Here is a 24,566-nt window from a genome sequence, read left to right as displayed (position 1 = left end):
TCCGCTCCTCCTTACGCTTCTTCTTCTTTATAGTCGATTCCTAGTTCTTTGCTGATGCCAGCATACCCTTCTGCTTCAAGTCGTTTCGCTAGATCTGCATTCCCAGTCATCACGACACGTCCTTCCATCATGATGTGGACGACATCAGGAGTGATATAATTCAATAATCGTTGGTAGTGGGTGATGATCAATGCGCCAAAGTTTTCGCTACGCATTTCATTGACCCCTTTTGCTACGACTTTCAATGCATCGATATCTAACCCAGAATCAATTTCATCTAAAATGGCAAAAGTTGGTTCTAACATCAATAATTGTAAGATTTCATTTCGTTTCTTTTCGCCACCAGAAAAGCCTTCATTCAAGTAACGTTCGGCCATTTCTTCTGGCATATTTAACAGCGCCATTTTTTCATCTAATTTTTTCAAGAAAGTCAAAACAGACATTTTATCGTCTTCATCACGTTTAGCATTGATCGCTGCACGCATAAATTCTGCATTCGTGATCCCAGGAATTTCGCTTGGGTATTGCATCGCTAAAAATAATCCTAGACGTGCCCGTTCATCGACCTCTAAATCTAAGATATTTTTTCCGTCAAATAAGATCTCGCCTTCAGTGACTTCATAGTTTGGATTCCCCATAATAGCGGCTGACAGCGTCGATTTCCCTGTTCCATTTGGTCCCATAATGGCATGGATCTCGCCTGTTTTCATCGTTAAGTTTACGCCTTTAAGAATTTCTTTCTCTTCAATTGAGACGTGTAAATTTTTTATTTCTAAGACAGACATGCAAATTCCCTCCAGATTCTGTTTCGTTCTCACTTATTTTAGACTAATTGAGAATAGAGCGCAATGTTATAACCCACTAAAATCAAAACTTTTTTCACGAGTTATCATTAAATCAATATTACTAGATAATAATATTTATAAAGAAACTTCTATTTTTAGCATTCATAGATCACTGGTTATGTTGATTTGTTTTATGTAAAACGATAGGTGAACGTTGGCTTGCAGAATGATGTCAGTACGCATCTCTTGATTACCGCTTACCTGTTCTTAATAAATGCTTCTTGAAAAATGCCATAATAAAGAGAGTTCTCTATTGGTTACATAGCTAATTTATTCACTATTCACTCTACAAAAAAACATCAAAGCTAGTAAAATCAACTAACTTTGATGTTTTTGATGACTTGATTATTTTTTAGATGAACATTTGATTTTGTTCAACTCTATTTTTTGAAGTGCTTATTTAGCATCAGCTGCGACAGGTTTGACTGAACCGCCCCATTTGTCTTCGATCCATTTTTGGACGTCTTCACGGTGTAAGACTTCAAGTAATTTTTTGATTTTTTCGCTATTTTCATCACCTTTACGTGTGGCAATGATATTCACATATGGTGAGTTGTCTTCTTCTAATAAGACAGAATCTTTCAATGGATTCAAACCAGCACCATAAGCAAAGTTTGCATTGATCGCTACTAAGTCACCTTCATCATTTTGATAAGTAGAAGCTAATAAAGAAGGATCAATCGAATGATTGAATTTTAAGTTTTTAGGGTTTTCAGCGATGTCATCAAACGTAGCTGTTTCTAGATCTACGCCATCTTTTACCTTAACTAAGCCAGCATTTTGTAAAATAGTGATGATTCGTCCCCAGTCAGATTCTGAATTTGAAGTAATCACTGTTGCGCCGTCTTTTAAATCAGCAATGTCTTTGATTTTCTTTGAGTACAAGCCCATTGGTTCAATATGGACAGCACCCGCATTGACAAAATCATAGCCTTTTTCTTTGATTTCTTTATTTAGATAAGGAATATGTTGAAAATAATTGGCATCGATATCGCCTTCTGCTAAAGATTGATTTGGTAAAATGTAGTCATCGAATTTCACGATCTCTAAATTAATGCCTTCGTCTTTCAATAGCGGTTGGACGTGTTCCAAGATTTCTGCATGAGGTGTTGGTGATGCGCCTACTTTTAAAGTTGTATCGTCACTTTTTGATGAAGCACCTTTACTATCGCTATTATTGCCACAAGCTGCTAACCCTACAGTCAGCAAGACCGCTGCTGCAAATCCAAAAATTTTCTTTTTCATATCCTTTATCCTCCTATTTCTTCTTATCTTTTATCTGTTTTCTTTGTTAAAAAGTCCCCGATTCCTTGAACAATAAATACAATGACTAGTATCACTAACGTTGCCACAAATGTCACGGTCAGATTACCACGTTGGTAACCTTCTTGCCAAGCAAGACCTCCCAAACCACCAGCTCCGATCGCACCCGCCATCGCAGTAAAGCCGATCATTGATATGGTAGTAACTGTCAATCCGGAGATCAGTGCAGGCACGCTTTCTGGTATCAAGACTTTCCAAATGATTTCCCAGTAGCTGGCACCCATCGCATCCGCCGCTTCTAAAACTCCAGGACTAACTTCACGAAAAGCAATTTCAACTAGACGAGCATAAAATGGGGCAGCTGAAAGTACCAAGGCAGGAATAGCAGCTTGCGCCCCTAACATGGTTCCGACGATTGCTTTCGTGAATGGAATGATCAAGACCATCAAGATCATAAATGGTGTAGATCGAAAGATATTACTAATAATCGAAACAATGCCATAAATGATTCGTGCATAAGGTTTATTTTTTCGTCCAATCGAATACAGGATCAAACCTAGTACCAAACCAATGATGGTCACTAATACCATGGACACCAACGTCATATAAAGCGTATCGATGAATGCTTGTTTCATCGTTTCCATGTTGATTTGACTAAAATCTAAATACGTTTCTGCAAAGCTTTTATCCACGGTGGATCACCTCCACTCCAACACCTTGTTCTTTAATAAACCGCTCTGCTTGATCCAATTCGTTCTCTGACCCAGTCATCAGTGTCGTTAAGGAACCAAAAGAACCTTCTGCTGTTTGTTTGATTTTACCGTAAACGACATTGATATCGACGTTATACTGACGAATGGCTTGAGAGATGACTGGCTCGTTAGCATTTTTTTCGTTGAACACTAATGTCACTAATCGACCTTTTGGATTTTCTTTGATCAATTCAGCCAATAATTCTTTTGAGTCTGCTTCTGGTTCGATATCTTGTTGCACGAAACGTTTTGTTACTTCTTGTTTTGGATTTTTGAAGACTGTCAAAACATCGCCTTCTTCCACAACTTTTCCTCGTTCCATCACAGCTACCTTGTTACAGATTTTACGAATCACGTTCATTTCGTGCGTGATCAATACGATCGTTAAATGTAATTTCTTATTGATAGCTAATAAAAGATCCAATACTTCTTCAGTGGTTTGTGGATCTAGCGCACTGGTTGCTTCGTCACAAAGTAAGATCTCAGGTTCATTGGCCAACGCTCGAGCTATCCCAACTCTTTGTTTTTGTCCTCCTGAAAGTTGTGAAGGATAGGCATTTCCTCTACCCTCTAATCCGACTAATCCAAGCAATTCTTCTGCCCGTTCTTTACGTTGGGCTTTAGGTACGCCTGCTAATTCTAATGGTAGTTGGATATTTTCTAAAACTGTCCGTGACCATAACAAATTGAAATGTTGGAAAATCATACCGATTTTTTTACGAAATGTTCTCAGTTCTTTATTTTTTAGTTTGGTAATCTCTTGGTCATTCACAACAACCGTTCCGCTAGTAGGTAGCTCTAATCCATTCAATAAACGGACAAGTGTACTTTTACCTGCTCCAGAATAGCCAACGATGCCGTAAATATCACCCTTTTCAACAGTTAATGAAACATCATTTACCGCTTGGATCGTTCCATTTTTACCACCAAATGTTTTCTCAACATTGGTTAATTGGATCAATGACATATCGCTCACATCTTTCTTTTATTTTTTACATGGAGATCAAGTGGGAAACAAAAAAGCTTCCGCCCCCTTGCTTTAGCAAAAGGACGAAAGCTGAAACTTCCGTGTTACCACCTTGATTTGCTGCTATCTCACAATAACAACCTTTACCAGTACTTGGGTCATCGTTCTTTCATCATAATCATGCCCGTATACCGTTGTGCTGTAACGGGCACCCCCGTAGTAAGTTTGCAAGGCTCACCTACTCTGCTCTAAGACCATCTTCCATCTCATTTCCGTTACCCTTTTTCAGCAATCAGGGCTCTCTTTGAACGTCTGTGACATGTACTCTTCTTTTCAAAGCTTTATTTATGATTGTTCTGATTATAGCAGTTGGAAAATAACGTGTCAACATTTTACCGGTTACTTCTTTAAAATTTTCTGAAAATTGCTAACTCTTATAATTTCTCAAATTCTGTTGGATCGACTTCTTTAAAGCTTAAAAGCCAAGCATTCATTTCATCTTGATCATTTAAGACATTGATATCTTCATTGATTTTTTCATTCACGGAAGAAACCGTACCGCTTAACGGGCTAGCAAATTCACTGACCGCTTTTTCAGCTTCCACTTCGATCAAAGGCTCCCCGATTTGATAAGACTGACCAGCTTTTGGCAAATTGGCAAATGTGATATCACCTAATTCTTTTTGTGCTTCATTAGTTAAACCGACACAATATTCTTTCCCATTAAATAAGATCCAAAGGTTATCTTTTTTCTTCAAGTGTTTCCCAGCCATTTTATATCAATACTCCTTCGTATATTTTTTCATTAAAACCGATTGCGACGAGTTGTTTGCCTTTGACGATCAGGGGACGTTTGATCAACATCCCATCACTTGAAAGAATGCGACTAGCTTCATTGATCGAAAAATCAGCCACTTGGTCTTTTAGCCCCATTTCCCGATACTTCATGCCACTAGTATTGAACAGACGACGTAATGGAATCTCATTATGTTCCAACCAGTCTGTGATCATTTCTTCCGATGGTGGACTAGCAATCATATCAATTACTTGATAATCAACATGATGCGCATCCAACCAAGCTTTCGCTTTTTTGCAAGTGGAACATTTCGGATACCAATAAAAACGATACAACAGTGTTACCTCCTAGAAGTTTTCGCAGGCGCCTCATTTTGATACCTCATGGATAATATCAAACCGATACCGATCATATTTCCAAGGATCGATGACCCACCTTGACTAATGAATGGCAAGGGAATCCCTGTTAATGGTAAGAGTCCAATATTAGCACCAATATTTTCAAATACATGGAACAAGAGCATCATGATCAAGCCGCTGGCGATATAAGCATAAAATTCATTGTTCGTATCAAAGCAGACACGAATCATACGATAAATCAAAATAAAATACAAGAAGATGACGAATGCGCCACCGATAAACCCAAAATTCTCACCAATCACGGTGAAAATCATATCTGATTCACGAACAGGTACATAGATATTACTTACATTGAATCCTTTACCTAATAATCCACCAGTTCCTATTGCGAGCAACCCTTGTGCTGGCTGATAGCTCATCCCAGTCGTGTCATGGAATGGATCAAGCCAAGAATCGATACGAGCAAACTGGTAAGATTTAAACCCGATTTTATATAATAAATCTCTTCCGCCTTCTGTGGTAACTAAAAAGATCGTCCCAGCACCGACAATCACTGCCAAAGCAATTACGGGCACGATAATGCGCCAAGAGATACCAGACATTAAGAAAACTCCACCAAAAATTGCTAAGAATACCAGCATGGTCCCAAAATCATCTTGTGCCATAATCAAGGCTAAAACCGGGATCGTCACAATCAACATCTTGGCGATCAACCAAAAATCTGATTTGAGCGTTCGTTCCTTCATCTGAGTATTATGTTTTGTCACGATCAACGCCATCATTAAAATATAAGCAATTTTCATTAACTCTGCTGGCTGAAACGTCAAGGAACCAAAACTAAACCAGTTTTTGGAACCGGTCGACTGGGCGAGGTTGCGGTCATAAAACTTTAACAAGAGTCCCATTACAATTAGACCAAAACCATAGAGATAAGGTGTTAATTTCCAGATCCATTTGGAATTCAAATGCATAATCACGACAATAGCAATTGAGCCCACGATATACCAAATCGCTTGCATCCCAACACCTCTTACTACCGAAGGGTGGTTAGGATCATGACTCAGCGCGACATATAAAGAAAGCAATCCAATCAAACATAATAAGAAGACTGGTAATATGACGCCATAATCAATGCGATTATCACGATTATTATTAGAAGCTTTTATTTTTTTTTCCATGTTTCATCCCTTTTCTTAAAAACCATACTGTTCTATATTATAGCGGTCTAACGGCATAATTGAAAGCCAAAGCAAATACATTTGGGAAAACTTAAAATTATTCTTATCTAATCATCTGCCTTGATGCTCTTCAGTCAGACCCATCATCGAGATAACAGATAACGTTCTGACGAATCATTTTTGATAGCGTTCATTATATTTCAAGATCTCTTTACCAATCGCTTGTAAATTCTCTGAAACTAAATTTGTTCGCTGGATCAAATAAAAATTTCGATGATACGCTAATTTCTCGGTTGGTACTTCTGGTGGCACTGCACGTTTTGATAAAATCGAACGTCCTACTCCTTCCTTTAAAAGAGCGGCAATGACTTCGTTGCTTTTTACTAACAACTTTTTCCCATGGATATTTTTTTCTTCAAAATACCGTTGCGTATAATGAAAAACTCCAGAAGTTGTTTCTCGAACTAACCATAACTGACTGTCAGGATCCCCCGCAATCACTAGTTCATCCTCCATCAATGAAAACCTTTGAACACCAGAAGTTTCTAAAGGTTTTTCGATAAAACCAAAGTCAGCCTCGTGTTTTGCTATTTGTTCCAACGCATCATGAGAATTGGCATAGGCAATCACAAAATTAATTTTAGGATATTTCAAAAGCAAATCTTTCAACAATTTTGGTAACAGATAGACGGCAAAAGTGTGAGAAGCAACGATTCGGCAAACTTCTTCTTCATTTTGTTCATCTAGTAATTGTTGTTGCGTTTCTTGCCACTCCTCTAATAAAACTAACGCTCGTTCGTAGAGTAAATCTGCTTGTTTTGTCGGCTTCATTTCTTTCCGACCATTTCGCTCAAAGAGAATCACTCCTAATTCTCTTTCCAGCTGTTTGATTTGATTGGAGACAGCAGGTTGAGATAAGAAAAGTAATTCGGCTGTTCGAGAAAAATTTCTTGTTTCGTATACGACACGAAAAGTTGTTAACAATTTCAGCATGCGATCACTTCCATAATTATTTATTATAGTAACTATATCAACTATTTGATTTAAATATATCATGAAATGACTATAATAGTAAATGTAACGCACAATATATGAGATTGAAAAGCAACGAATGTTTCGATCTCGCTCAGACATAAAAAGATCGTTACTTGTATTCTTAATGATCAGTCAGGGCTACCGATTTGTTTATTTCCCAATAAATAGTCATTCATAATTATTTATGCAACCTACTATCAACCTTTCCACCTGACTGATCATTTTGTTCTGAGCTTTAGACAACACACTCATCTTATGAAAAGGAGAATTCAATTAATGAAGAATTTTTTAAAACTTATTCCTGTCCCGATTTGTGGGCTCATTCTAGGTTTAGCTTCGCTAGGTAATCTGTTTAAAGAATATCATTGGATTCATCTAGGGAATATCATTGGTGGGATTAGTATGATTCTCATGATCCTAATGTTTAGCAAATTGTTCCTATTATTTGAACATACGAGACAAACATTACATGATCCAATCATTGCCTCGGTTTCACCGACTTTTACGATGTCATTAATGGTTATTTGTACTTACTTTGTACCATTTACGCACCTTTTACCAATCGTTCGGATCATCTGGCTTGGTGCTGTCCTGCTACAAGTGATTTTAGTTGTTTACTTTACTTACCATCATGTAATCAAAGCGGACTTATCACTGGAAGTCATTTATCCAAGTTGGTTCATTATTTATGTTGGTTTCGGGGTAATTACAGTAACTGCTGGAAACTTTTTCCCATTCATTGGCCAACTATTCTTTTGGCTATCTCTAGCTTGTTACGTTTTCTTATTGCCAATCATCATCCATCGGGTATTTTTCGTGAAAAACATGGCACATCCTACACTACCATTGATCACGATTGTTGCAGCTCCGGGATCGCTTTGTTTAACTGGCTATTTGAAAAATTTTGCGCAACCTTCCTTTTATTTAGTCGTTGCCTTATTTATCCTTTCGCAAACTTTATATTTTATCGTGCTATCTCTTTTACCACGATTACTTAAACTACATTTTTATCCAAGCTACGCTGCTTTTACCTTTCCACTAGTTATTTCTGCAACTGCTATGTTTTGTGCTGTAAATTACTTTCATTCATTAGGGATCGCTACTGGCTTTTTAACGATCTTGAAACTGGTTGAATTAGTAATCGCTACTGGAATGGTGCTTTATGTATTAGGTCATTATATCCGCTTCTTGTTCAAAGAACATGGAAACACAAATAAATATGTCCCTAAAGAAATTTAATTAAGATGTTATTCTTCTGTCTTTTTCAAATTTAGAAAAAGGCAGAAGATTTTTTGCGTTTTTAAACTTTGTCAATCAAAACGAATAGTGCTACTATTATCAAGGATATTCTTGAGTTCAGAGTCGTCGTCCTCTAAATACGAGTACCCGTTTTTCAACTCTGAAACATGCGCACAGATAATGAAAGGAATTTTTAGAACATGAATCTACAAGTAACCATTAATCAATTTAAAAATCAAGGCTCACGAAGAATCTTGCCTGGATTACTTCTTGCTTTTTCAGTAGCAGTCATGAGCAAACTTCTCGCATTGTTGCTCCCACAGCTTGGTGCTGCCACGATCGCCATTTTATTAGGGATCTTGTTAGGTAATACTTTTTTCAAACAACCTTCTTTAGCCATTGGAACAAAATTCGCTGAAAGCAAATTATTGGAATGCTCCGTTTTCTTATTGGGAGCAACGGTTACGGCTCAAACGATTGCTCAAATCGGCATCAAAGGGATTGCCTTCGTCTTGTTGCAAATGAGTGTGACGATCGTCGGTGCCTATTGGATCGGCAAGAAATTGTTATTTAGTGATACAGCTTCCTTGATGATGGCAGGAGGAAATGCTGTTTGCGGTTCTTCGGCTATTGCAGCGATCGCTCCAGTGATCCATGCCGAAGAGGAAGAAAAAGGACAGATCATTACATTAGTGAATTTATTAGGAACGATCATGATGCTTTCTTTACCTTTTCTTGGCTTACACTTATACGGAGATCACTTAATTGAAAAAAGTGCCCTTTTAGGTGGAACACTTCAATCTGTTGGACAAGTAGTCGCTGGCGCCAGTTTACTTGATGCTTCAGTTGTTCAATTTGCTATGCTCTTTAAAATTTTAAGGATTATGATGTTAGTTGCTGTTGTCTATTTATTTGAAAAATTTATCCAAAAAAAGACAGCTTCTGCTGAAACGATTTCGTCTGACAGTCCCAAGAAAAGAAGATTCCCATTACCATGGTATGTTTTAGGCTTTTTAGTTTTCTGCTTGCTCAACAGCCTATTTACGCTCCCAACTTTTATCGACAAAGGGGCTCACTTTATTAGTAATTGGTTTGAAATCACTGCTTTAGCCGCAATTGGTTTACGTTTAGATTTCGCTAAATTCATGAAAGAAGGACCTCGATTCTTATCTTATGGTCTAGCAGTTGGTTTACTGCAAACTGTTGCTGCGCTGCTATTCATTTGGTTAACAACACTATAACTACCGGATTCCACTGGTATAAGCGGTCTGCCTTTGTTGGCTTCATAAAATCCCCAGACTTAAAACCACCTCTTCGTCCCAAAATAGTCACTTCTATTTCAGGGCGAAGGGGTGGTTTTTAGGTCAATGATTCCAGTTCTTTTTTATTCAGATAGTGCTTTTTCTAATACAAGTAGTTGACGTTTGATCAATAAGCCAGCTTCCGCATTTCCCATATAACCGGTTAATTGACCGTTTTGTCCAATCACTCGATGACATGGAATCACGATTGGTAATGGATTCATGCGATTCGCTTGTCCGATTGCTCGGACCGCTTTGGGATGATCAATGGTTTCTGCTATTTTTTTATATGTGCGTAGTTCTCCATAAGGAATCTCTTGCAATGCTTGCCAAACCTTTTGTTGAAAAATCGTGCCTGTGTTTATTGATAACGGAAGTTGAAAGTCCTGCCGGTTGCCCTCAAAGTACTCAGCCAATTGACGTTCTGTTTCAAGTAGGATTTCTTGTTTCTTTCCTTGATCCTGTGCACCATTTACCGCCATTTCTTCAATCGGATGAAACGAAACCTTCGTCAACCCATTCTGATCTGCATCTAACCATAGTTCTCCAATTGGCGTATTTATTTTCATTTTCATCGTCTAATCCTGAATGAACTAGACTTGCCCTCCTCTACCGTTCTACTATTTTATTTATCTTGTATTATTTTAGCTAAAAATGCAATTTAAAGTTTTATTAAGTGTCAGCTTAATGATAAACTAAAAATGATGATTACTTAAGTAACAGAAAATACAGTTTATTTACTATTCTGTTCGAACAAATAATATTTGCTTGAAAGGATTTATCATATGAAAATATCAATTGTTGTCCCTTGCTATAACGAAGAAAAGACTGTACCGCTTTTTTTCGATGAAGTAGAAAAATTCAAAGACGGACACGAGTTTGAATACTTGTTTATTGATGATGGCTCCTCAGATGGTACGCTACAAGCCATTAAAGCATTAGCGAGAAAATATGAATATGTGAGATTCGTTTCTTTTTCTCGAAATTTCGGAAAAGAAGCTGCCCTCTATGCGGGTTTACAAGCTTCGACTGGGGAGCTAATCACAGTAATGGACGTTGATTTACAAGATCCTCCAGAATTACTACCACTCATGATTGAAAAAATCACGACAACTGACATTGATTGCGTAGGAACGAGACGCTCAACAAGAGAAGGAGAACCAGTGATTCGGAGTTTCTTCGCTAAACGGTTCTATCAGTTGATCAATAAAATCAGTGACACAGAAATGGTAGATGGTGCAAGAGATTTCCGCTTGATGACTCGACAGATGGTTGATGCTGTTTTAGAGTTAACCGAGTACAATCGTTTTTCAAAAGGATTATTTAGTTGGGTCGGTTTCAAAACAGAGTATCTTTCTTTTGAAAACCGTGAACGAGTGGCTGGTGAAACCTCTTGGTCCTTTTGGAAATTATTCAATTATTCGATTGATGGAATCGTCAATTTTTCAGATGCACCACTAACGATCGCCTCTTTCACTGGCGCTCTTTCTTGTATTGGTTCGGGAATTGCTATTTTATTTATCATTGCACGAGCATTATTATTTGGTGACCCGACAGCAGGCTGGCCTTCAATGGTATCGATCTTTTTATTTATCGGCGGCATCCAATTACTATGCCTAGGGATCATTGGCAAATACATTGGTAAAATTTTCCTTGAAACCAAACAACGCCCCGTTTATATCATACGTGAAACAGAACAAACCATCGTTTCTCGTGAAAAAGAATAAATCGTGAATACTGACCGTTGTGAGAATAGCTATTTCTATTTCGAGATGTTCTCCCTTCGTGCCCAAGGTTTTCTCTATAAAAAAACACCTGAAATGAACGTTTGATTTCAGGTGTTTTTTTATTTTTCTAGTTAGCAAATACATCACTTCTAAACATAACAATAACATTCCGATAAAGCTATTGAATGAATCTCTGTCACATTATAGGCAGGTAAAAGAAAAAAGACTAGCTGGTAGAGGAAACATTGGACGTTTCCTTTTGATTTACGACATTTTTTTCGCTAATGCATTGTTTAATTTGTTTAATTAGTTCTTGCCAATTATGATTGTTGGGCAATCGTTGCCATAAGATATGGGTACATTGAAGGTTTCCTAAATGAAAGTCAGAAATATAGATATCCGTTTTCGAAGAAATAACTTTTTCAATGACTATTTTTCCAGCTAAGGAATATTGGAGATGTTCTGCAATAAACTCTTCATACGCTTTTCCATAAGAAAAATCCAACGTAATATAAACAGCTTCTTCAACTGCTTCTAAGGGAAAATTTTCAATCAATTCCATCATATAGTACATGTATAAATCTGCTTTTTCTTCTTCATTAAGTAAAATAGAACGAGCTGTTTCCATAATGGTTTCATTGACTTTCTGATCAAATAAAGGATATTCTTCTCTTAAAAATTGAAAATTATGGATATTTCCAAAACGATGATGGATATCGGGCATAAATAACAACCGTTCATGTATCGGTTGCACATTTTTCAATAACACTTTAAACAGACGTTGATCAACAAAAGTTGAATCAGCAATACCTTTTAGCATACTTGAATAATTATTGTTAAAAATTGACAGTGTCGGATCTAGTTCAGAAAAATCTAGACAAGACTTCTTATCAATGATCCGATTAACATATAAATAGGCATACAAGACTGAAGCTTCTTTTACTGCTACTGTATCTGATATTTGGTACTCTGTCTTCAATTTTCCTGCAAGTTTTTGAACCAATATTGAGGTCTGATCAACTTTGATCGTCAGATGTGCTTCATCCAAGTACGCTTTTCTCTGAATCCGAAGCGCACTGATTGATAGAAATAAAGATAATTTATAACGTAAACTATTACGGATTCTAATCCTAAAAAATTGTTCGATCCAAAATACAAGCCGGTCACTTTGATTTTTTTGTTGCTCAGTAAAAGGGGAATCAATCCCATTCAAATTATGGAGAATGCCATAGCCCACCGAGCGAATCTTCCATTCATTCCCTACTATCTTATTTTTCTTAATAATGAGATGATCTTTTTCTAACAATTTATTGATTCGTTTTTTATAAAGATATAAAGAAGAATTTGAAATGTAATGATCGGTCGTAAATTTATTAATTGGTCGGTTTGAAAACAGCAGGAAAATAAGCAGCTGATAAGTTAGCGAACTATTTAAATAGTGCTGACGTAATTTAAGAATGTTCTCATCACAAATAAAAGAATATACTTGAATAACGCCCCGCTTTACGACAAAAAAATCATTTAAACATAATTTCTGTTCTAGCTCCATTTTCAACTCATGAATTAATTTACTTAATTTAAATTTAGATATACCTGTTTTCTGCGCTAAAAAAGAGATTTCCACTCTTTCACCAAGTTTGGTCTGAATAAGTTCCAGAAGTTTAATTTTCATTTTTGAGTTTTCATCTAGCAACTGAACGATATCCATTTCGCCATTCCTTTCCCTAATTACTTCCAGTAGATGAATTCAATACACTAGAAGTATGTTAATTATTCAGTTTTGCTCTTTTTCCAAAAGACCTGATAGTCTTCAAGAGCATTGAATCCTATTCCAAACATTTCGAATCAGAGGCTAGAAAGGTTCTTTTCGTTCGTTTTTGACAAATTTCGTTGTTTTATTTGTTGCTGTGTAGTTGGTTTTATTTGTTGTTTTATTTGCTGATGAACTTGATAAACGATCTGTTTTACTTCATTTTTATTTATATTTTGAGTTTCAACAAGCTCTTTATTTTGAAGTTGACTAGGAATTTTAGGCGCTTCATTTATCGTTATTTTATGGTAAACATAAGTAACTGGTTGATACTGATCATTCAATGCATCCATACGCTCATCTGAAAACTTGCTCTCATCCAAAAGATTTCTTTCAATGGTCGCTGCGTAAGCAAATGTTGTCCCGTTAGTAAGAACCTGACCAACAACTAACCCCATCACCAATATCTGATAAATTTTTTTCTTTTTCATTTTTCCCTCCTAATTTAAAATAAATTCAAATATATAATTAGAATAGAGTGTTTTTTATTGAATAAACACCAATTTTTTCCGTTTTTTTCTATTTTTTTCACTTTTAAAATAAAAAATAATAGTATTATGAAGGTTTGCTGATGTTTGCATATAAATATGAAAAATAAATAACTAATTTCAAGTGAATTTTTTTTGATCGTCAAATTTCTTTAACTTTTAAATCAGAAGGTCATGAAGCAAGATCATACAGACCATCGTTTATTTCAATAGAAAAATACAACTACAGAACTAGTTCGCTATCATTAATAACGACAAATAAATAACCAATAAAAAAATCGGTATAACATTTTAAAAATTAGCAATCTATATTTACAGTGAAAAAAAAGGCGACTTAGATAGCAAAAAAAGGAATAATGTGCCAAATAATTGACTTGATTTAAGAAAAAAATCATTTCCTATCCGCTTTTTTCCTATCCATAATTTTACATTTATTAGAAATCCCACTTAGTTTTTTTATAAAAAAGAACGAAACCTCTAGTTGTGCCAAACTCCTTTATTTTTCAACAGTTTTATGATTCCATCTGTTTTAGCACTTGATGGCTGTCATTTGTTCAACAAAAAAACATCAAAACTAGTAGAATCTACTAATTTTGATGTTTAAAAAATTGGTTGAAGAATCAGAACTTGATGCTTCTTCTCAGTTATTGAATAGTAAAACAGATCTAGAATCGACATCATCGTATCCGCTATTTTTAATGTTGTTCCTTCCTCTTCTTTTCAAATTCCTTACGAAAAAAAGCAACGATCTCAAAATAAAAAATCTTTGAGATCGTTGCTTTTATAAATGATGCCAGCTGCAGGGATCGAACCTGTGACCTACGCGTTACGAGTGCGTTGCTCTACCAACTGAGCTAAGCTGGCGTTTCCATATGAAATTATATACGTATTTTAAAAATTTGTAAAGGGACAAGTGTAAATTTCGTTCTATTTCATGATTTTTTTCATAAAACGTGGTATAATTGATATGAAAGGCAGGTTTTATGAAAATGGCAACGTTTGGAAAATTTGATACAACTATCGTACCGTCAGAATTTGGGGAAAAATTTACGATCGACACTCACGTGACATTTATGATTCATGGAACACCGCAAACTGGAACAATTTCAAAACAACTGAAAAACTCGGCTGTGGTTGAAATTGACAAAACAGATGAAAATGCCAATTTAATGACGCAAAGCAAAGGGGTAATCATCATCAATTACAAAGAATTGAAGAAAATTTAACACTGACCATCTCTGCGTTTTTTGGGATGGTTTTTTTATTTGAAAAATTTCATCAACTATCTAGGATCACTTATTCCATTCATGTCATCATAAACGTGCCTACTGCTCTCTCTAACTAAAAAACAGTTTTTTTCTCACATCAATAAAGTCTTATGAGATGGCAAAAATCATCCTCTATTCTTTTGCTGTTCCTCTTGTTCACTTAAGATTCCGCAAGACTCCATCCGTTTTTTCAAATTCCGTATATTCTTTGATCCATCTTCTTGCAGCTATTCTTTGAATAAACTACTTTCTATCAAAACCATGATAAATTACTAGAATTAATAACAAACAAAAAACCATAATAGAATAAGAAATCCTACTATGGTTTGGTGCCTTAGCGTTTATTATTTTTATTTTGTACCAAATAAACGGTCCCCTGCATCGCCTAGACCTGGAACGATGTAGCCGTGTTCATTCAATTTTTCATCTAATGCAGCTGTGTAGATATCAATATCTGGATGTGCTTCTTGTAAAGCTTTTACACCCTCTGGAGCAGCTACTAGACAAACAAATTTGATATTTGAAGCGCCACGTTCTTTTAATGCATCGATCGCCATGATCGCTGAGCCACCTGTCGCTAACATTGGGTCAACAACAAATAATTGTCGTGCATCGATATCTTCAGGTAATTTTACGAAATATTCATGAGGTTCAAATGTTTCTTCGTCACGGTATAACCCGATATGTCCGACTTTCGCAGCTGGGATCAATTCTAAAATACCGTCAACCATCCCAATACCTGCTCGTAGAATCGGAATGATCGCTACTTTTTTACCAGATAACGTTTTTTGAGTTGTTTCTGTAATCGGTGTTTCGATTACGATATCTTCTAATGGCATGTCACGTGATACTTCATATGCCATCAACATAGCAATTTCGTCGACAACCTCACGGAAAACTTTTGTTCCACAGTCTTTGTCACGAATAATAGTTAGTTTATGTTGGATCAATGGATGGTCGATTACTTGGAATTTGCCCATTTTTCTGGTCTCCTTTGTTCTGTCGTTTCTTTTTAATTGTAAAACAAAAAGACCCAATTGACTAGTCAAACCAACAACTTTTCAAAAGAAAATAAAATAAATAAAACAACAGTAATCAAAAATAAAAAAAAGCAGTAAAAAATAACAAAAAAGCTTTGAACAATGAATTTTTTTGTTATTTTTACTGTCTTTTAGTCAGATTAATATTACATATATCTGGTTATATAAATAGGATCATCGATCCTGCTGTAACCACTGAGTCGCTAAAAGCATCGCTGCTCTGGTAGCATTGGTTTGGTCCAATGAATTGACCATCACAAAATCGTGGATCATCCCTTGAAAACGAACCTGGGTGACTGCCACACCTGCATCACGTAACTTCCGAGCATAAGCTTCTCCTTCGTCTCTTAAAACATCCGCTTCACCAGTTAAAATCAAAGCTGGTGGTAAGTCTGCCAACTCTTCAGAAGTCGCTCGTAATGGTGATGCTGTGATTTCTGACCGCTCTGAATCATCAGTTGTATATTGGTCCCAAAACCATTTCATTCCTTCTTTTGTTAAAAAATAGTTTTCGGCAAATTCTTGATAAGAATCAGTAGTGAAATTGGCATCCGTCACCGGATAAAACAAAAGTTGTTTTTGGATGGGCAACCCTTGGCGTTCTTTGGTTAAAATAGTCATTACAGTTGCCATATTACCTCCAACTGAATCGCCCGCTACCGTTAATTCAGATAAATCTAACCCTTTTGATTCCGCTAGTTCACTTAGCTTTTGTAAGACTGCATAGCTTTGTTCGATCGCTGTTGGATATTTTGCTTCCGGCGAGCGGCTGTACTCTGGAAAAACGACGACCGAGTTCGTGCGAACGGCTAATTCACGAATCAACTTGTCATGAGTTTGTGCGCTACCAAAAACCCAACCAGCTCCATGAATATAGAAAATCACTGGTAATTTATCAGTATTTCCTTCTGGACGGACAAAACGAACGTTGATGGACCCCCATTGACCAGTATCAACCGTTAAATCTTCAATGTCGACTGGTAGTTTATCAACGGGCGATTCTTGGACTTTTTCTAATAGCGCTCGTCCTTCTTCAGGTGGTAATTCGTAGATTCTTGGGTGGGGAGCATTTGCATCACTAAATTCGATTGCTGCTTTTTCTAATGAGATTCGTTCGGTCATCATGGTTCCTCCCTAGATTATAATAAAAAACCAAATTACACCTCATATACTAGTGAGCCCCAATGAAAAAGTCAAAAAATCAGTTTGTTTGTTTTCTATCAAACTCAGTAAACATAAGCCTTCCTCATACTTCCCCCAGTACCTGCGGCTTAGTTTATCCCTTCATTAAAACAAAACCTCACCACTTCCATACCTAATCCATCTCAGTCCTATATCTCAGGCTATTTTAAATAGATCTCACCAATGTATTCGTGCTGCATCGATAGAAGAAAACTTTTGCCTAAATAAAACTAAAATACCCAAAAGAAGCGATTCCAACAACTTTCCCTTGAAAAAGTATCCACACACAATAAGCCATTTCAAAAAATAATCCAAAGAATTCCAAAAACAGGAGAAGCGATTTTGGATTCTTCGGATTATTTTTAATATACAGTAAATTTTGGCAAACTAAGAATTTTGAAACAGTTGCTTTTTTATGTCTGCTGATGGTACTTCTTGCGTTAAGCGACTCGTTTTGTAGTGATTATTCCTTTTATTTATTATATAAAGGATATTTTTCAGTCAATTCACGCACACCAGCTTTGACTTCAGCTAATTCGGCTTCATTCTCTTTGGCTTGTAAAGCTTTGACGATCAATTCCGCCACCTTCGCAGCATCTTCTTCTCTGAAGCCTCTTGTAGTAATTGCTGGAGTACCGATACGGATACCGCTAGTCTTGAACGGGCTAAGTGTTTCAAATGGAATTGAATTTTTGTTAACCGTGATATTCACACTATCTAAAATACTTTCGGCTTCTTTCCCGTTTAACTCTAATCCACGGACATCGATTAAAACTAAATGATTATCCGTTGCGCCAGAGACCACTCTTGTACCGATTGCTTGATTGAAGACTTTTGCCATCGCTTTGGCATTAGCAATAATCTGTTCACTGTATTCTTTAAATTCAGGTGTCAATGCTTCTTTGAATGCTGCTGCTTTCCCTGCAATGACATGCTCTAGTGGTCCACCTTGGATGCCAGGGAAAACTGCACTATTGATTTTTTTCGCTAATTCTTCATTATTGGTCAAAATCATACCACCACGTGGTCCACGTAATGTTTTATGAGTGGTTGTCGTAGTAATGTCCGCATAAGGGATTGGACTTGGATGGACACCAGCTGCAACTAAGCCAGCGATATGTGCCATATCAACCATTAATTTCGCACCTACTTCATCAGCGATTTCTCTAAATTTTTCAAAATCAATGATTCTACCATAGGCACTTGCTCCGGCAACGATCAATTTTGGTTGATGTTTTCTAGCTAAAATCCGCACAACATTGTAATCAATGACTTCTGTTGTTGGATCAACGCCATAGGCTACAAAATGGTACGTTTTTCCACTAAAGTTCACAGGAGAACCATGAGTCAAATGTCCACCTGCTGAAAGATCCATCCCTAAAATCGTGTCACCAGGTTCTACTAAAGCAAGATATGCTGCCGTGTTCGCTTGTGAACCAGAATGAGGTTGAACATTGACAAATTTTGCACCGAATAATTCTTTTGCACGATCGATCGCTAAACTTTCAACGATATCGACAAATTCACAGCCACCATAATAACGATGCCCAGGGTAACCTTCTGCATATTTATTTGTCAAGATACTTCCTTGAGCCGCCATCACTGCTTCAGAGACAAAATTTTCGGAAGCGATAAGTTCCAAATTATTTTCTTGTCTTTCTTCTTCTTTTGCGATTGCTGCCCATAAATCTGGGTCAAACGTTTTGTAGTCTACCACACACAACAGCTCCTTCTTATTGTTTACTAAGAAATCATGAATCAACTAGCAATCTAGGCACGATCAGCTAAAATCCTTAACTGGTCATTCAGATCGCTGTAAAAAGCTATATCTCACGAATGATTGCTGATTCTTTCTCTTTTGAACATGATCTCTCAGTTTTATTCAAATTTATTCAAGTAGAGTTTACTTTATTGCATTGTATCATAATAAAGTATGGGTACAAGCTACCTAAGTTCTTTTTTCAAAATATTTTTGTCCCGCTGATTTTTTTAAGCGATTCATATAAGCATTTCCCAGACCTTCTTCTGGAAATACTGCCACAAAGATCATATCAAGTCCAAGATTCTTCTCATCTAACCCACGTAATCCTGCAAATAATCCTTTCGTAGCGGCTTCTACTGAATCATCAAAATACATGTAGACTGCTGCTACATCAAAACGAACAGCTTCAGCAATTTTAGGACCTGCAATTACTCCAACACGCAAATGTTCTTCTTTTGCCCATTTTACAGCGGCTTCCCAATCATTTTCTTGGACCATCATGACTTGCGTATCAGGCGAATAGTGCTTATATTTCATTCCTGGTGATTTAGGTGTTTCAGTGCTTTGGACTAAATGACGATCAACGGCTACCTTTCCACTGATCACTTTTTCAAGCTGTTCTTTGGTCACCGCTCCTGGACGTAAAATCATGGGTTCACGATCCGGATCACTGAGATCGATCACGGTTGATTCCACACCAATTCGGGTTGCACCATCATCAATGATCCCATTGATTTTTCCTTTTAAATCATGGTAGACATGTTCCGCAGTCGTTGGACTAGGTTTTCCCGAAGTATTCGCACTAGGACCAACAATTGGTATACCAGCTAATTGGATGAATTCAAGTGTTTTTTTGTTATCTGGCATACGAAAAGCAGCTGTGGATAACCCACCTGTTACAATAGGTGGTAAAGACCCTTTTTTGATCTCAAAAATAAGTGTTAAGGGACCTGGCCAGAAATGATTGACGATTTTTTCCGTTAAAGGATGAAAGTTATCCACAAATTGTTTTACTTGCTCAAACGATGAAACATGGACAATCAAAGGATTATCTTGTGGACGACCTTTGACCGAAAACACTTCGGTTACCGCTTCGGTCAAAAGTGCATTAGCGCCTAGTCCATAGACAGTTTCAGTTGGAAAAGCAACGAGTTCGCCACTTTTTAATGCTTGTGCTGCTTCTGATAATTGTTCTTCATGATAATAGTTTGTTTCCACAGTCTATCCACACCCTCATTTTTCAATATGCTTGATTTATTCTACTTTATCCTCATGTTATCAACAGAGTGTTGATAACTATTTTGTCAATAGTGGATAAGTATGTTGATAAGTCAATAACTCGTTTTCATCCTTGTAAAATCAATGTTTTTTTATGATAAAAAAACATAAAAAATATTTTTCATCCACAATCAGCTCATCACAGAAACTATTCGTTCATTTCCAAATAAATCTTTATGAATACTTACTTGTTTATTGGGGAATGCCGTTTGAAAGATTTGTTTCACGATCTCCCCTTGGCTAAATCCTATTTCCAAAAATAGTTTTCCCTCTGGTTTCAAACATTGTTTTGCTTCTTTTGCTATTTTTTTATAGATGGCTAATCCTTCATCTTCGGCAAATAATGCCATTTTAGGTTCAAATGTCCGAACACTTTCATCCATCAATTCCCATTCATCGAAACGAATATACGGCGGGTTGGAAATAATGACGTCAAAGGTTTGATCACTGACCGGTGCCAGTGTATCTCCATGATAAAAATGGATCGCCAGTCCAGCTTGTTGCGCATTCTCTTTCGCTACTGAAAGAGCTGCTGGAGATAGGTCCACAGCCGAAACGTCCCAGTTCTTTCTTGCAGCTTTTAAACTGATCGCAATTGCCCCTGTTCCTGTTCCAATATCTATGACCTTCAAGTTTTGTTCTGACGTTTCTTGCAAACATCGTTCAACTAATTCTTCTGTTTCCGGTCTAGGGATCAAAGTGTCCTCTGTCACTTTTAGGCGGTGACCATAAAAGTCAGCATATCCCAACAAATATTGAGGCGGATAATTGTTCATCAAATGCTCCAGATCTTGTTCGATCATCTGTTGATCTTCGCTAGAAATGGGCTCATTCATCTGCAACAACCAATCAAGTTTTTGCCAGCCTTTACGTTCAAGAAAAAGAAATTGAATACTATGACCTTCTTTTCCATGATCTTCTAAAAAAGAAGAAGCCCGTGATAGGACTTCTAAATACGTGGTCTTACCCATTTTGCATTTCTTCCAATTTTGATGTTTGGTCATACATGATCAACGCATCCACGATCTCATCCATTTTTCCAGCAAGGATTTGATCTAATTTTTGGATAGTTAAACCAATACGATGGTCAGTCACACGGTTTTGCGGGAAATTATACGTACGGATCCGCTCAGAGCGATCACCCGTTCCAACGGCTGATTTACGGTTTGCATCGTATTCACTTTGTGCTTCTTGTTGGATTTTATCATAGACACGGGCACGTAAAATCTTCATGGCTTTTTCACGGTTTTTCAGCTGTGAACGTTCATCTTGCATTGCTACCACAATTCCAGTAGGTAAATGAGTTAGACGAACTGCCGATGCTGTTTTATTGACGTGCTGACCGCCAGCCCCTGATGCATGATAGATATCTGTTCTGATATCTTTATCTTCAATATCGATTTCTACTTCTTCTGCTTCTGGCATGACCACAACGGTTGCTGTTGATGTATGGATTCGTCCTTGTGATTCTGTAGATGGCACTCGTTGTACACGATGCGCACCACTTTCATATTTTAATTTTGAATAGACATTTTCTCCAGAGATCATCATGATGACTTCTTTATAGCCACCGATACCAGTAATACTTGCCTCCATCACTTCCGTTTTCCAACCTTGTGATTCTGCATATTTCTGATACATGTTGAATAAGTCACCAGCAAATAACGCTGCTTCATCTCCACCTGCTGCCCCACGGATTTCCATGATGATGTTTTTATCATCGTTCGGGTCCTTTGGTAGTAATAAGATTTTGATTTTTTCTTCTAATTCTTCTTTTTCTTTTTTCAAATCAGATAATTCTTCTTTGGCCATTTCAGCCATTTCATCATCCAACTTTTCACCTAATAGCTCTTCTGTATCTTTGATCCCTTGTACGACATCTTTGTAACGGCGATAGACATCAACAGTTTCACGAGTGTTTGCTTCTTCTTTTGACAATTGCATAAAACGTTTCGTATCTGAAATTACTTCTGGATCGCTTAGTAGCTCGCCCAGTTCTTCATAACGGTCTTCAATTGCTTGTAATTGATCGTACATCTTTATTCTCCTTCTGTCATAATTGATGGTTCAAAATAGTGTTTCCGACAAACGGGGTAATAGGCTTCATTTCCACCAATTTGTACCTGATCCCCCTCGTAAACTGGTTGACCATCGATATAATGTAAATTCATGATTGCTTTCTTATGGCAGAACCAGCAGATCGTTTTCATCTCTTCGATTTTGTCTGCATAAAGCAATAGATATTTTGATCCTTCAAATAACTCATTTCTAAAATCATTCTTCAAACCAAATGCCATCACCGGAATGTTTAATTCATCAACAATTTTCGTAAACGCAATTACGTGTTTTTTCTTTAAAAATTGCGCCTCGTCGATCAATATACAATATGGCTTATCCTCCATTTGAAAAATGACATCAAAGACATCTGTTTCTTCAAAAATCGGCGTGGCTTCTCTTTTTAACCCAATACGACTAGAGACAACACCAACACCATCTCTGGTATCGATCCCACTTGTCATCAAGACAACTGGTTTATTCTGTTCTTCATAATTATGTGCGACTTTTAAGATCTCAATTGTCTTGCCGCTATTCATTGCGCCATACTTAAAAAATAGTTGTGCCATTTACTTGCTCACCTTCCAGTTTGTTCCTATGGTATTATACTTGATTTTCATTATTTTTTACAGTGAGAATTTTTCATCTGGTAAAAACGTTACTTTAGATTAAAACACTCATACATTTAAAACAATAGCTGCGTGTCTTTCAATCCTTCAAAATCAACTAGTGGTTTGGGAAAACAGTTTTTTTTGCTATACTTAATAAAATTCATCTAACTTATGAAGTCAGGAGTGACCTTATGTCAGAAATCTTCAATCAAATCGCAAACCATTATGATACTCCCGAAAGAAAAGCACTAGCAAAAATTATTCAAGACGAACTAATTTCTCAACTACCTTCTTCCACCAAAGAACTGACTTTTATGGATTATGGCGGAGGTACCGGTTTGGTTTCGTTAGCTTTAGCTGACCGATTCAAGCAACTTCTTCTAGTTGATTCCTCTGATGCGATGCTAACAATTGCTGAAGACAAAATTAAGACTAGCGGATTAACAAACGTCTCTTCGGTAACGTTCGATGCCACAACCGAATCCATCGATCAAAAAATCGATCAAAAAGTAGACCTTATTTTGATGTCATTAGTCCTACTGCATATTCCTGACACACGTTTGATCTTAGAAAAACTCTACCACATGCTTACGCCAAACGGTCAACTTTTGATCATTGATTTTGATCACAATGATGCGATCAACCATCCAAAAGTCCATAATGGGTTTGACCATGAAGCACTTACGGCTCTACTTGAACAAATTGGGTTTCATTCCACGAATATCTACACTTTTCACTCTGGTAAAAATTTATTCATGAACCAAGATGCTTCTTTGTTTTTTGCTAGCGGAAAAAAATAAAAAATAAGCCACAGAATCCTTAAAATAGGAAAAACTATTTCGGATTCTGTGGCTTATTTTCTGGGCTAGACAACTTGGTCATGACCACTGTTGCCTACATTTTTGCTCATGCTCTTTCTGATACCTGCTCAGAAAGAGACTTAAAAGATTTTGATTTCGTTTAAAGGCCAGTAACGGAAAACTACTTTTCCTTGAATCATGTCTGCATCCACCAAACCAAATATTCGGCTATCTTTAGAGATCAAACGATTATCTCCTAAAACTAAATATTTTCCTTTGGGCACGACATATTCAAAATCACTTGTGAAATGCTGCGAATTTTCAGCCTGTGCTTGGAAAGCTTCACTGTAAGAATATTCATTCTGCAATTTATCTTTCGCAAAATCTTTTTTAAACTCATTTAAATAAGACTCATTATATTTTTTACCATTAATCGTCAATTGATCATTTTCCATTTTCACGGTATCGCCCGGCATGCCAATGATTCGTTTAACGATCATTCGTTCTTCATCTCCAGGTTCTTTCGTCGTGATAATATCAAAGCGTTCATACTTTGAGATTTTCGACGAGATCAATCGTTGACCATCACTCAACGTCGGATCCATTGAATGTCCATTAACGGTAACTGGCGTAAATACATAGACCCGAGCTAATAAAATAGCTGCTAGTACTACGATCAAAATACCCCAATTTTTAAAAAATTCTTTCACAACATACCTCCCGCTTTACTTTTGTTTTCTCTTCGTATTATTCAATTGATTTTTTTATTGTTCTTTTTTATTTTACCTTTTTTAGAAAGTAAAGGAAAGA

At 36.8% G+C, this 24,566-nt stretch carries 24 protein-coding genes, 1 tRNA gene and 1 other annotated feature; of the genes, 5 read left to right on the top strand and 20 right to left on the bottom strand.

All coding sequences use genetic code 11. The features are described from left to right. Positions 1-11: 11 nt before the first annotated feature. The 8 genes from sufC to IGJ18_RS03080 form a co-directional block, all read right to left on the bottom strand. On the bottom strand, positions 12-785 hold the full coding sequence (sufC, locus tag IGJ18_RS03115; protein WP_010738387.1) for a Fe-S cluster assembly ATPase SufC: 774 nt from the start codon (positions 783-785) through the stop codon (positions 12-14). A gap of 456 nt (positions 786-1,241) precedes the next feature. Next, complete coding sequence (locus tag IGJ18_RS03110; protein WP_010738388.1) at positions 1,242-2,090, bottom strand: MetQ/NlpA family ABC transporter substrate-binding protein; 849 nt, start codon at positions 2,088-2,090, stop codon at positions 1,242-1,244. Between the two features lie 23 nt (positions 2,091-2,113). After that, on the bottom strand, positions 2,114-2,800 hold the full coding sequence (locus IGJ18_RS03105) for a methionine ABC transporter permease (protein WP_010719980.1): 687 nt from the start codon (positions 2,798-2,800) through the stop codon (positions 2,114-2,116). Continuing rightward, entirely contained in the window at positions 2,793-3,827 is a 1,035-nt protein-coding gene (locus tag IGJ18_RS03100; RefSeq protein ID WP_053765902.1) for a methionine ABC transporter ATP-binding protein, read from the bottom strand. The genes IGJ18_RS03105 and IGJ18_RS03100 overlap by 8 nt, the downstream gene beginning before the upstream one ends. Positions 3,828-3,903: 76 nt before the next feature. Next, positions 3,904-4,173, bottom strand: a binding site (T-box leader). 88 nt (positions 4,174-4,261) lie between these two features. Beyond that, positions 4,262-4,600: a glycine cleavage system protein H gene (locus IGJ18_RS03095; RefSeq protein ID WP_010738390.1), complete on the bottom strand. Its 339-nt coding sequence runs from the start codon at positions 4,598-4,600 to the stop codon at positions 4,262-4,264. Between the two features lies 1 nt (position 4,601). Next, the gene (locus tag IGJ18_RS03090; protein ID WP_010719983.1) at positions 4,602-4,958 is read right to left on the bottom strand and encodes an arsenate reductase family protein; all 357 of its coding nucleotides are present in this window, start codon (positions 4,956-4,958) and stop codon (positions 4,602-4,604) included. Between the two features lie 5 nt (positions 4,959-4,963). After that, the gene (locus IGJ18_RS03085) at positions 4,964-6,160 is read right to left on the bottom strand and encodes an FtsW/RodA/SpoVE family cell cycle protein (RefSeq protein WP_207414647.1); all 1,197 of its coding nucleotides are present in this window, start codon (positions 6,158-6,160) and stop codon (positions 4,964-4,966) included. Positions 6,161-6,334: 174 nt separating this feature from the next. Beyond that, positions 6,335-7,153 carry a LysR family transcriptional regulator gene (locus tag IGJ18_RS03080; protein ID WP_438842877.1) on the bottom strand — a complete coding sequence of 273 codons (819 nt, stop codon included), beginning with the start codon at positions 7,151-7,153 and terminating at the stop codon, positions 6,335-6,337. Between the two features lie 318 nt (positions 7,154-7,471). On the opposite strand from IGJ18_RS03080, the gene IGJ18_RS03075 reads away from it, so the two are divergent. Then, a complete protein-coding gene (locus IGJ18_RS03075; RefSeq protein ID WP_010719986.1) occupies positions 7,472-8,434 on the top strand; it encodes a TDT family transporter in 963 nt (320 codons plus the stop codon). A gap of 200 nt (positions 8,435-8,634) precedes the next feature. Further along, positions 8,635-9,675, top strand: a complete 1,041-nt coding sequence (locus IGJ18_RS03070) for a YeiH family protein (RefSeq protein WP_034866233.1) — start codon at positions 8,635-8,637, stop codon at positions 9,673-9,675. 143 nt (positions 9,676-9,818) lie between these two features. Here the strand turns inward: IGJ18_RS03070 and IGJ18_RS03065 are convergent, their stop codons facing one another. Further along, positions 9,819-10,304 (bottom strand): methylated-DNA--[protein]-cysteine S-methyltransferase, encoded by a 486-nt coding sequence (locus tag IGJ18_RS03065; protein WP_025480241.1) that lies wholly within the window; start codon positions 10,302-10,304, stop codon positions 9,819-9,821. 216 nt (positions 10,305-10,520) lie between these two features. On the opposite strand from IGJ18_RS03065, the gene IGJ18_RS03060 reads away from it, so the two are divergent. Next, positions 10,521-11,462, top strand: a complete 942-nt coding sequence (locus tag IGJ18_RS03060; RefSeq protein ID WP_034699620.1) for a glycosyltransferase family 2 protein — start codon at positions 10,521-10,523, stop codon at positions 11,460-11,462. A gap of 226 nt (positions 11,463-11,688) precedes the next feature. Here IGJ18_RS03060 and IGJ18_RS03055 read toward each other — a convergent pair whose 3' ends face one another. The 3 genes from IGJ18_RS03055 to IGJ18_RS03045 form a co-directional block, all read right to left on the bottom strand. Beyond that, positions 11,689-13,170: a helix-turn-helix domain-containing protein gene (locus tag IGJ18_RS03055; protein ID WP_053765904.1), complete on the bottom strand. Its 1,482-nt coding sequence runs from the start codon at positions 13,168-13,170 to the stop codon at positions 11,689-11,691. A 137-nt stretch (positions 13,171-13,307) separates the two neighbouring features. Next, positions 13,308-13,703, bottom strand: coding sequence for a hypothetical protein (locus IGJ18_RS03050; RefSeq protein ID WP_368019988.1), 396 nt, complete (start codon positions 13,701-13,703; stop codon positions 13,308-13,310). A gap of 848 nt (positions 13,704-14,551) precedes the next feature. Continuing rightward, positions 14,552-14,624, bottom strand: a tRNA-Thr gene (locus tag IGJ18_RS03045). Between the two features lie 119 nt (positions 14,625-14,743). Between IGJ18_RS03045 and IGJ18_RS03040 the strand changes: the two genes are divergently transcribed. Continuing rightward, a complete protein-coding gene (locus IGJ18_RS03040; RefSeq protein ID WP_010719992.1) occupies positions 14,744-14,986 on the top strand; it encodes a hypothetical protein in 243 nt (80 codons plus the stop codon). 392 nt (positions 14,987-15,378) lie between these two features. Here the strand turns inward: IGJ18_RS03040 and upp are convergent, their stop codons facing one another. The 7 genes from upp to IGJ18_RS03005 all read right to left on the bottom strand — a co-directional run bounded on the left by upp (position 15,379) and on the right by IGJ18_RS03005 (position 22,914). Then, on the bottom strand, positions 15,379-16,008 hold the full coding sequence (upp, locus tag IGJ18_RS03035) for a uracil phosphoribosyltransferase (RefSeq protein ID WP_010719993.1): 630 nt from the start codon (positions 16,006-16,008) through the stop codon (positions 15,379-15,381). A gap of 234 nt (positions 16,009-16,242) precedes the next feature. After that, on the bottom strand, positions 16,243-17,190 hold the full coding sequence (locus IGJ18_RS03030; RefSeq protein ID WP_438842876.1) for an alpha/beta hydrolase: 948 nt from the start codon (positions 17,188-17,190) through the stop codon (positions 16,243-16,245). Positions 17,191-17,722: 532 nt separating this feature from the next. Continuing rightward, the gene (glyA, locus tag IGJ18_RS03025; protein ID WP_438842875.1) at positions 17,723-18,967 is read right to left on the bottom strand and encodes a serine hydroxymethyltransferase; all 1,245 of its coding nucleotides are present in this window, start codon (positions 18,965-18,967) and stop codon (positions 17,723-17,725) included. Between the two features lie 231 nt (positions 18,968-19,198). Beyond that, positions 19,199-20,230, bottom strand: coding sequence for an L-threonylcarbamoyladenylate synthase (locus IGJ18_RS03020; protein ID WP_438842874.1), 1,032 nt, complete (start codon positions 20,228-20,230; stop codon positions 19,199-19,201). A gap of 191 nt (positions 20,231-20,421) precedes the next feature. After that, positions 20,422-21,261 carry a peptide chain release factor N(5)-glutamine methyltransferase gene (prmC, locus tag IGJ18_RS03015; protein WP_010719997.1) on the bottom strand — a complete coding sequence of 280 codons (840 nt, stop codon included), beginning with the start codon at positions 21,259-21,261 and terminating at the stop codon, positions 20,422-20,424. After that, a complete protein-coding gene (gene prfA, locus IGJ18_RS03010; RefSeq protein WP_010719998.1) occupies positions 21,254-22,327 on the bottom strand; it encodes a peptide chain release factor 1 in 1,074 nt (357 codons plus the stop codon). The genes prmC and prfA overlap by 8 nt, the downstream gene beginning before the upstream one ends. 2 nt (positions 22,328-22,329) lie before the next feature. Then, the gene (locus IGJ18_RS03005) at positions 22,330-22,914 is read right to left on the bottom strand and encodes a thymidine kinase (RefSeq protein ID WP_010719999.1); all 585 of its coding nucleotides are present in this window, start codon (positions 22,912-22,914) and stop codon (positions 22,330-22,332) included. 233 nt (positions 22,915-23,147) lie between these two features. Between IGJ18_RS03005 and IGJ18_RS03000 the strand changes: the two genes are divergently transcribed. Beyond that, entirely contained in the window at positions 23,148-23,756 is a 609-nt protein-coding gene (locus tag IGJ18_RS03000) for a class I SAM-dependent methyltransferase (protein WP_438842873.1), read from the top strand. 140 nt (positions 23,757-23,896) lie between these two features. Here IGJ18_RS03000 and lepB read toward each other — a convergent pair whose 3' ends face one another. Continuing rightward, positions 23,897-24,466 carry a signal peptidase I gene (gene lepB, locus IGJ18_RS02995; RefSeq protein WP_010720001.1) on the bottom strand — a complete coding sequence of 190 codons (570 nt, stop codon included), beginning with the start codon at positions 24,464-24,466 and terminating at the stop codon, positions 23,897-23,899. Positions 24,467-24,566: the final 100 nt, after the last annotated feature.

The sequence above is a fragment of the Enterococcus sp. AZ078 genome (genome assembly GCF_051714985.1).
Lineage (GTDB): Bacteria > Bacillota > Bacilli > Lactobacillales > Enterococcaceae > Enterococcus_B > Enterococcus_B hirae.
This window is presented reverse-complemented; position numbering and strand designations above follow the sequence as displayed.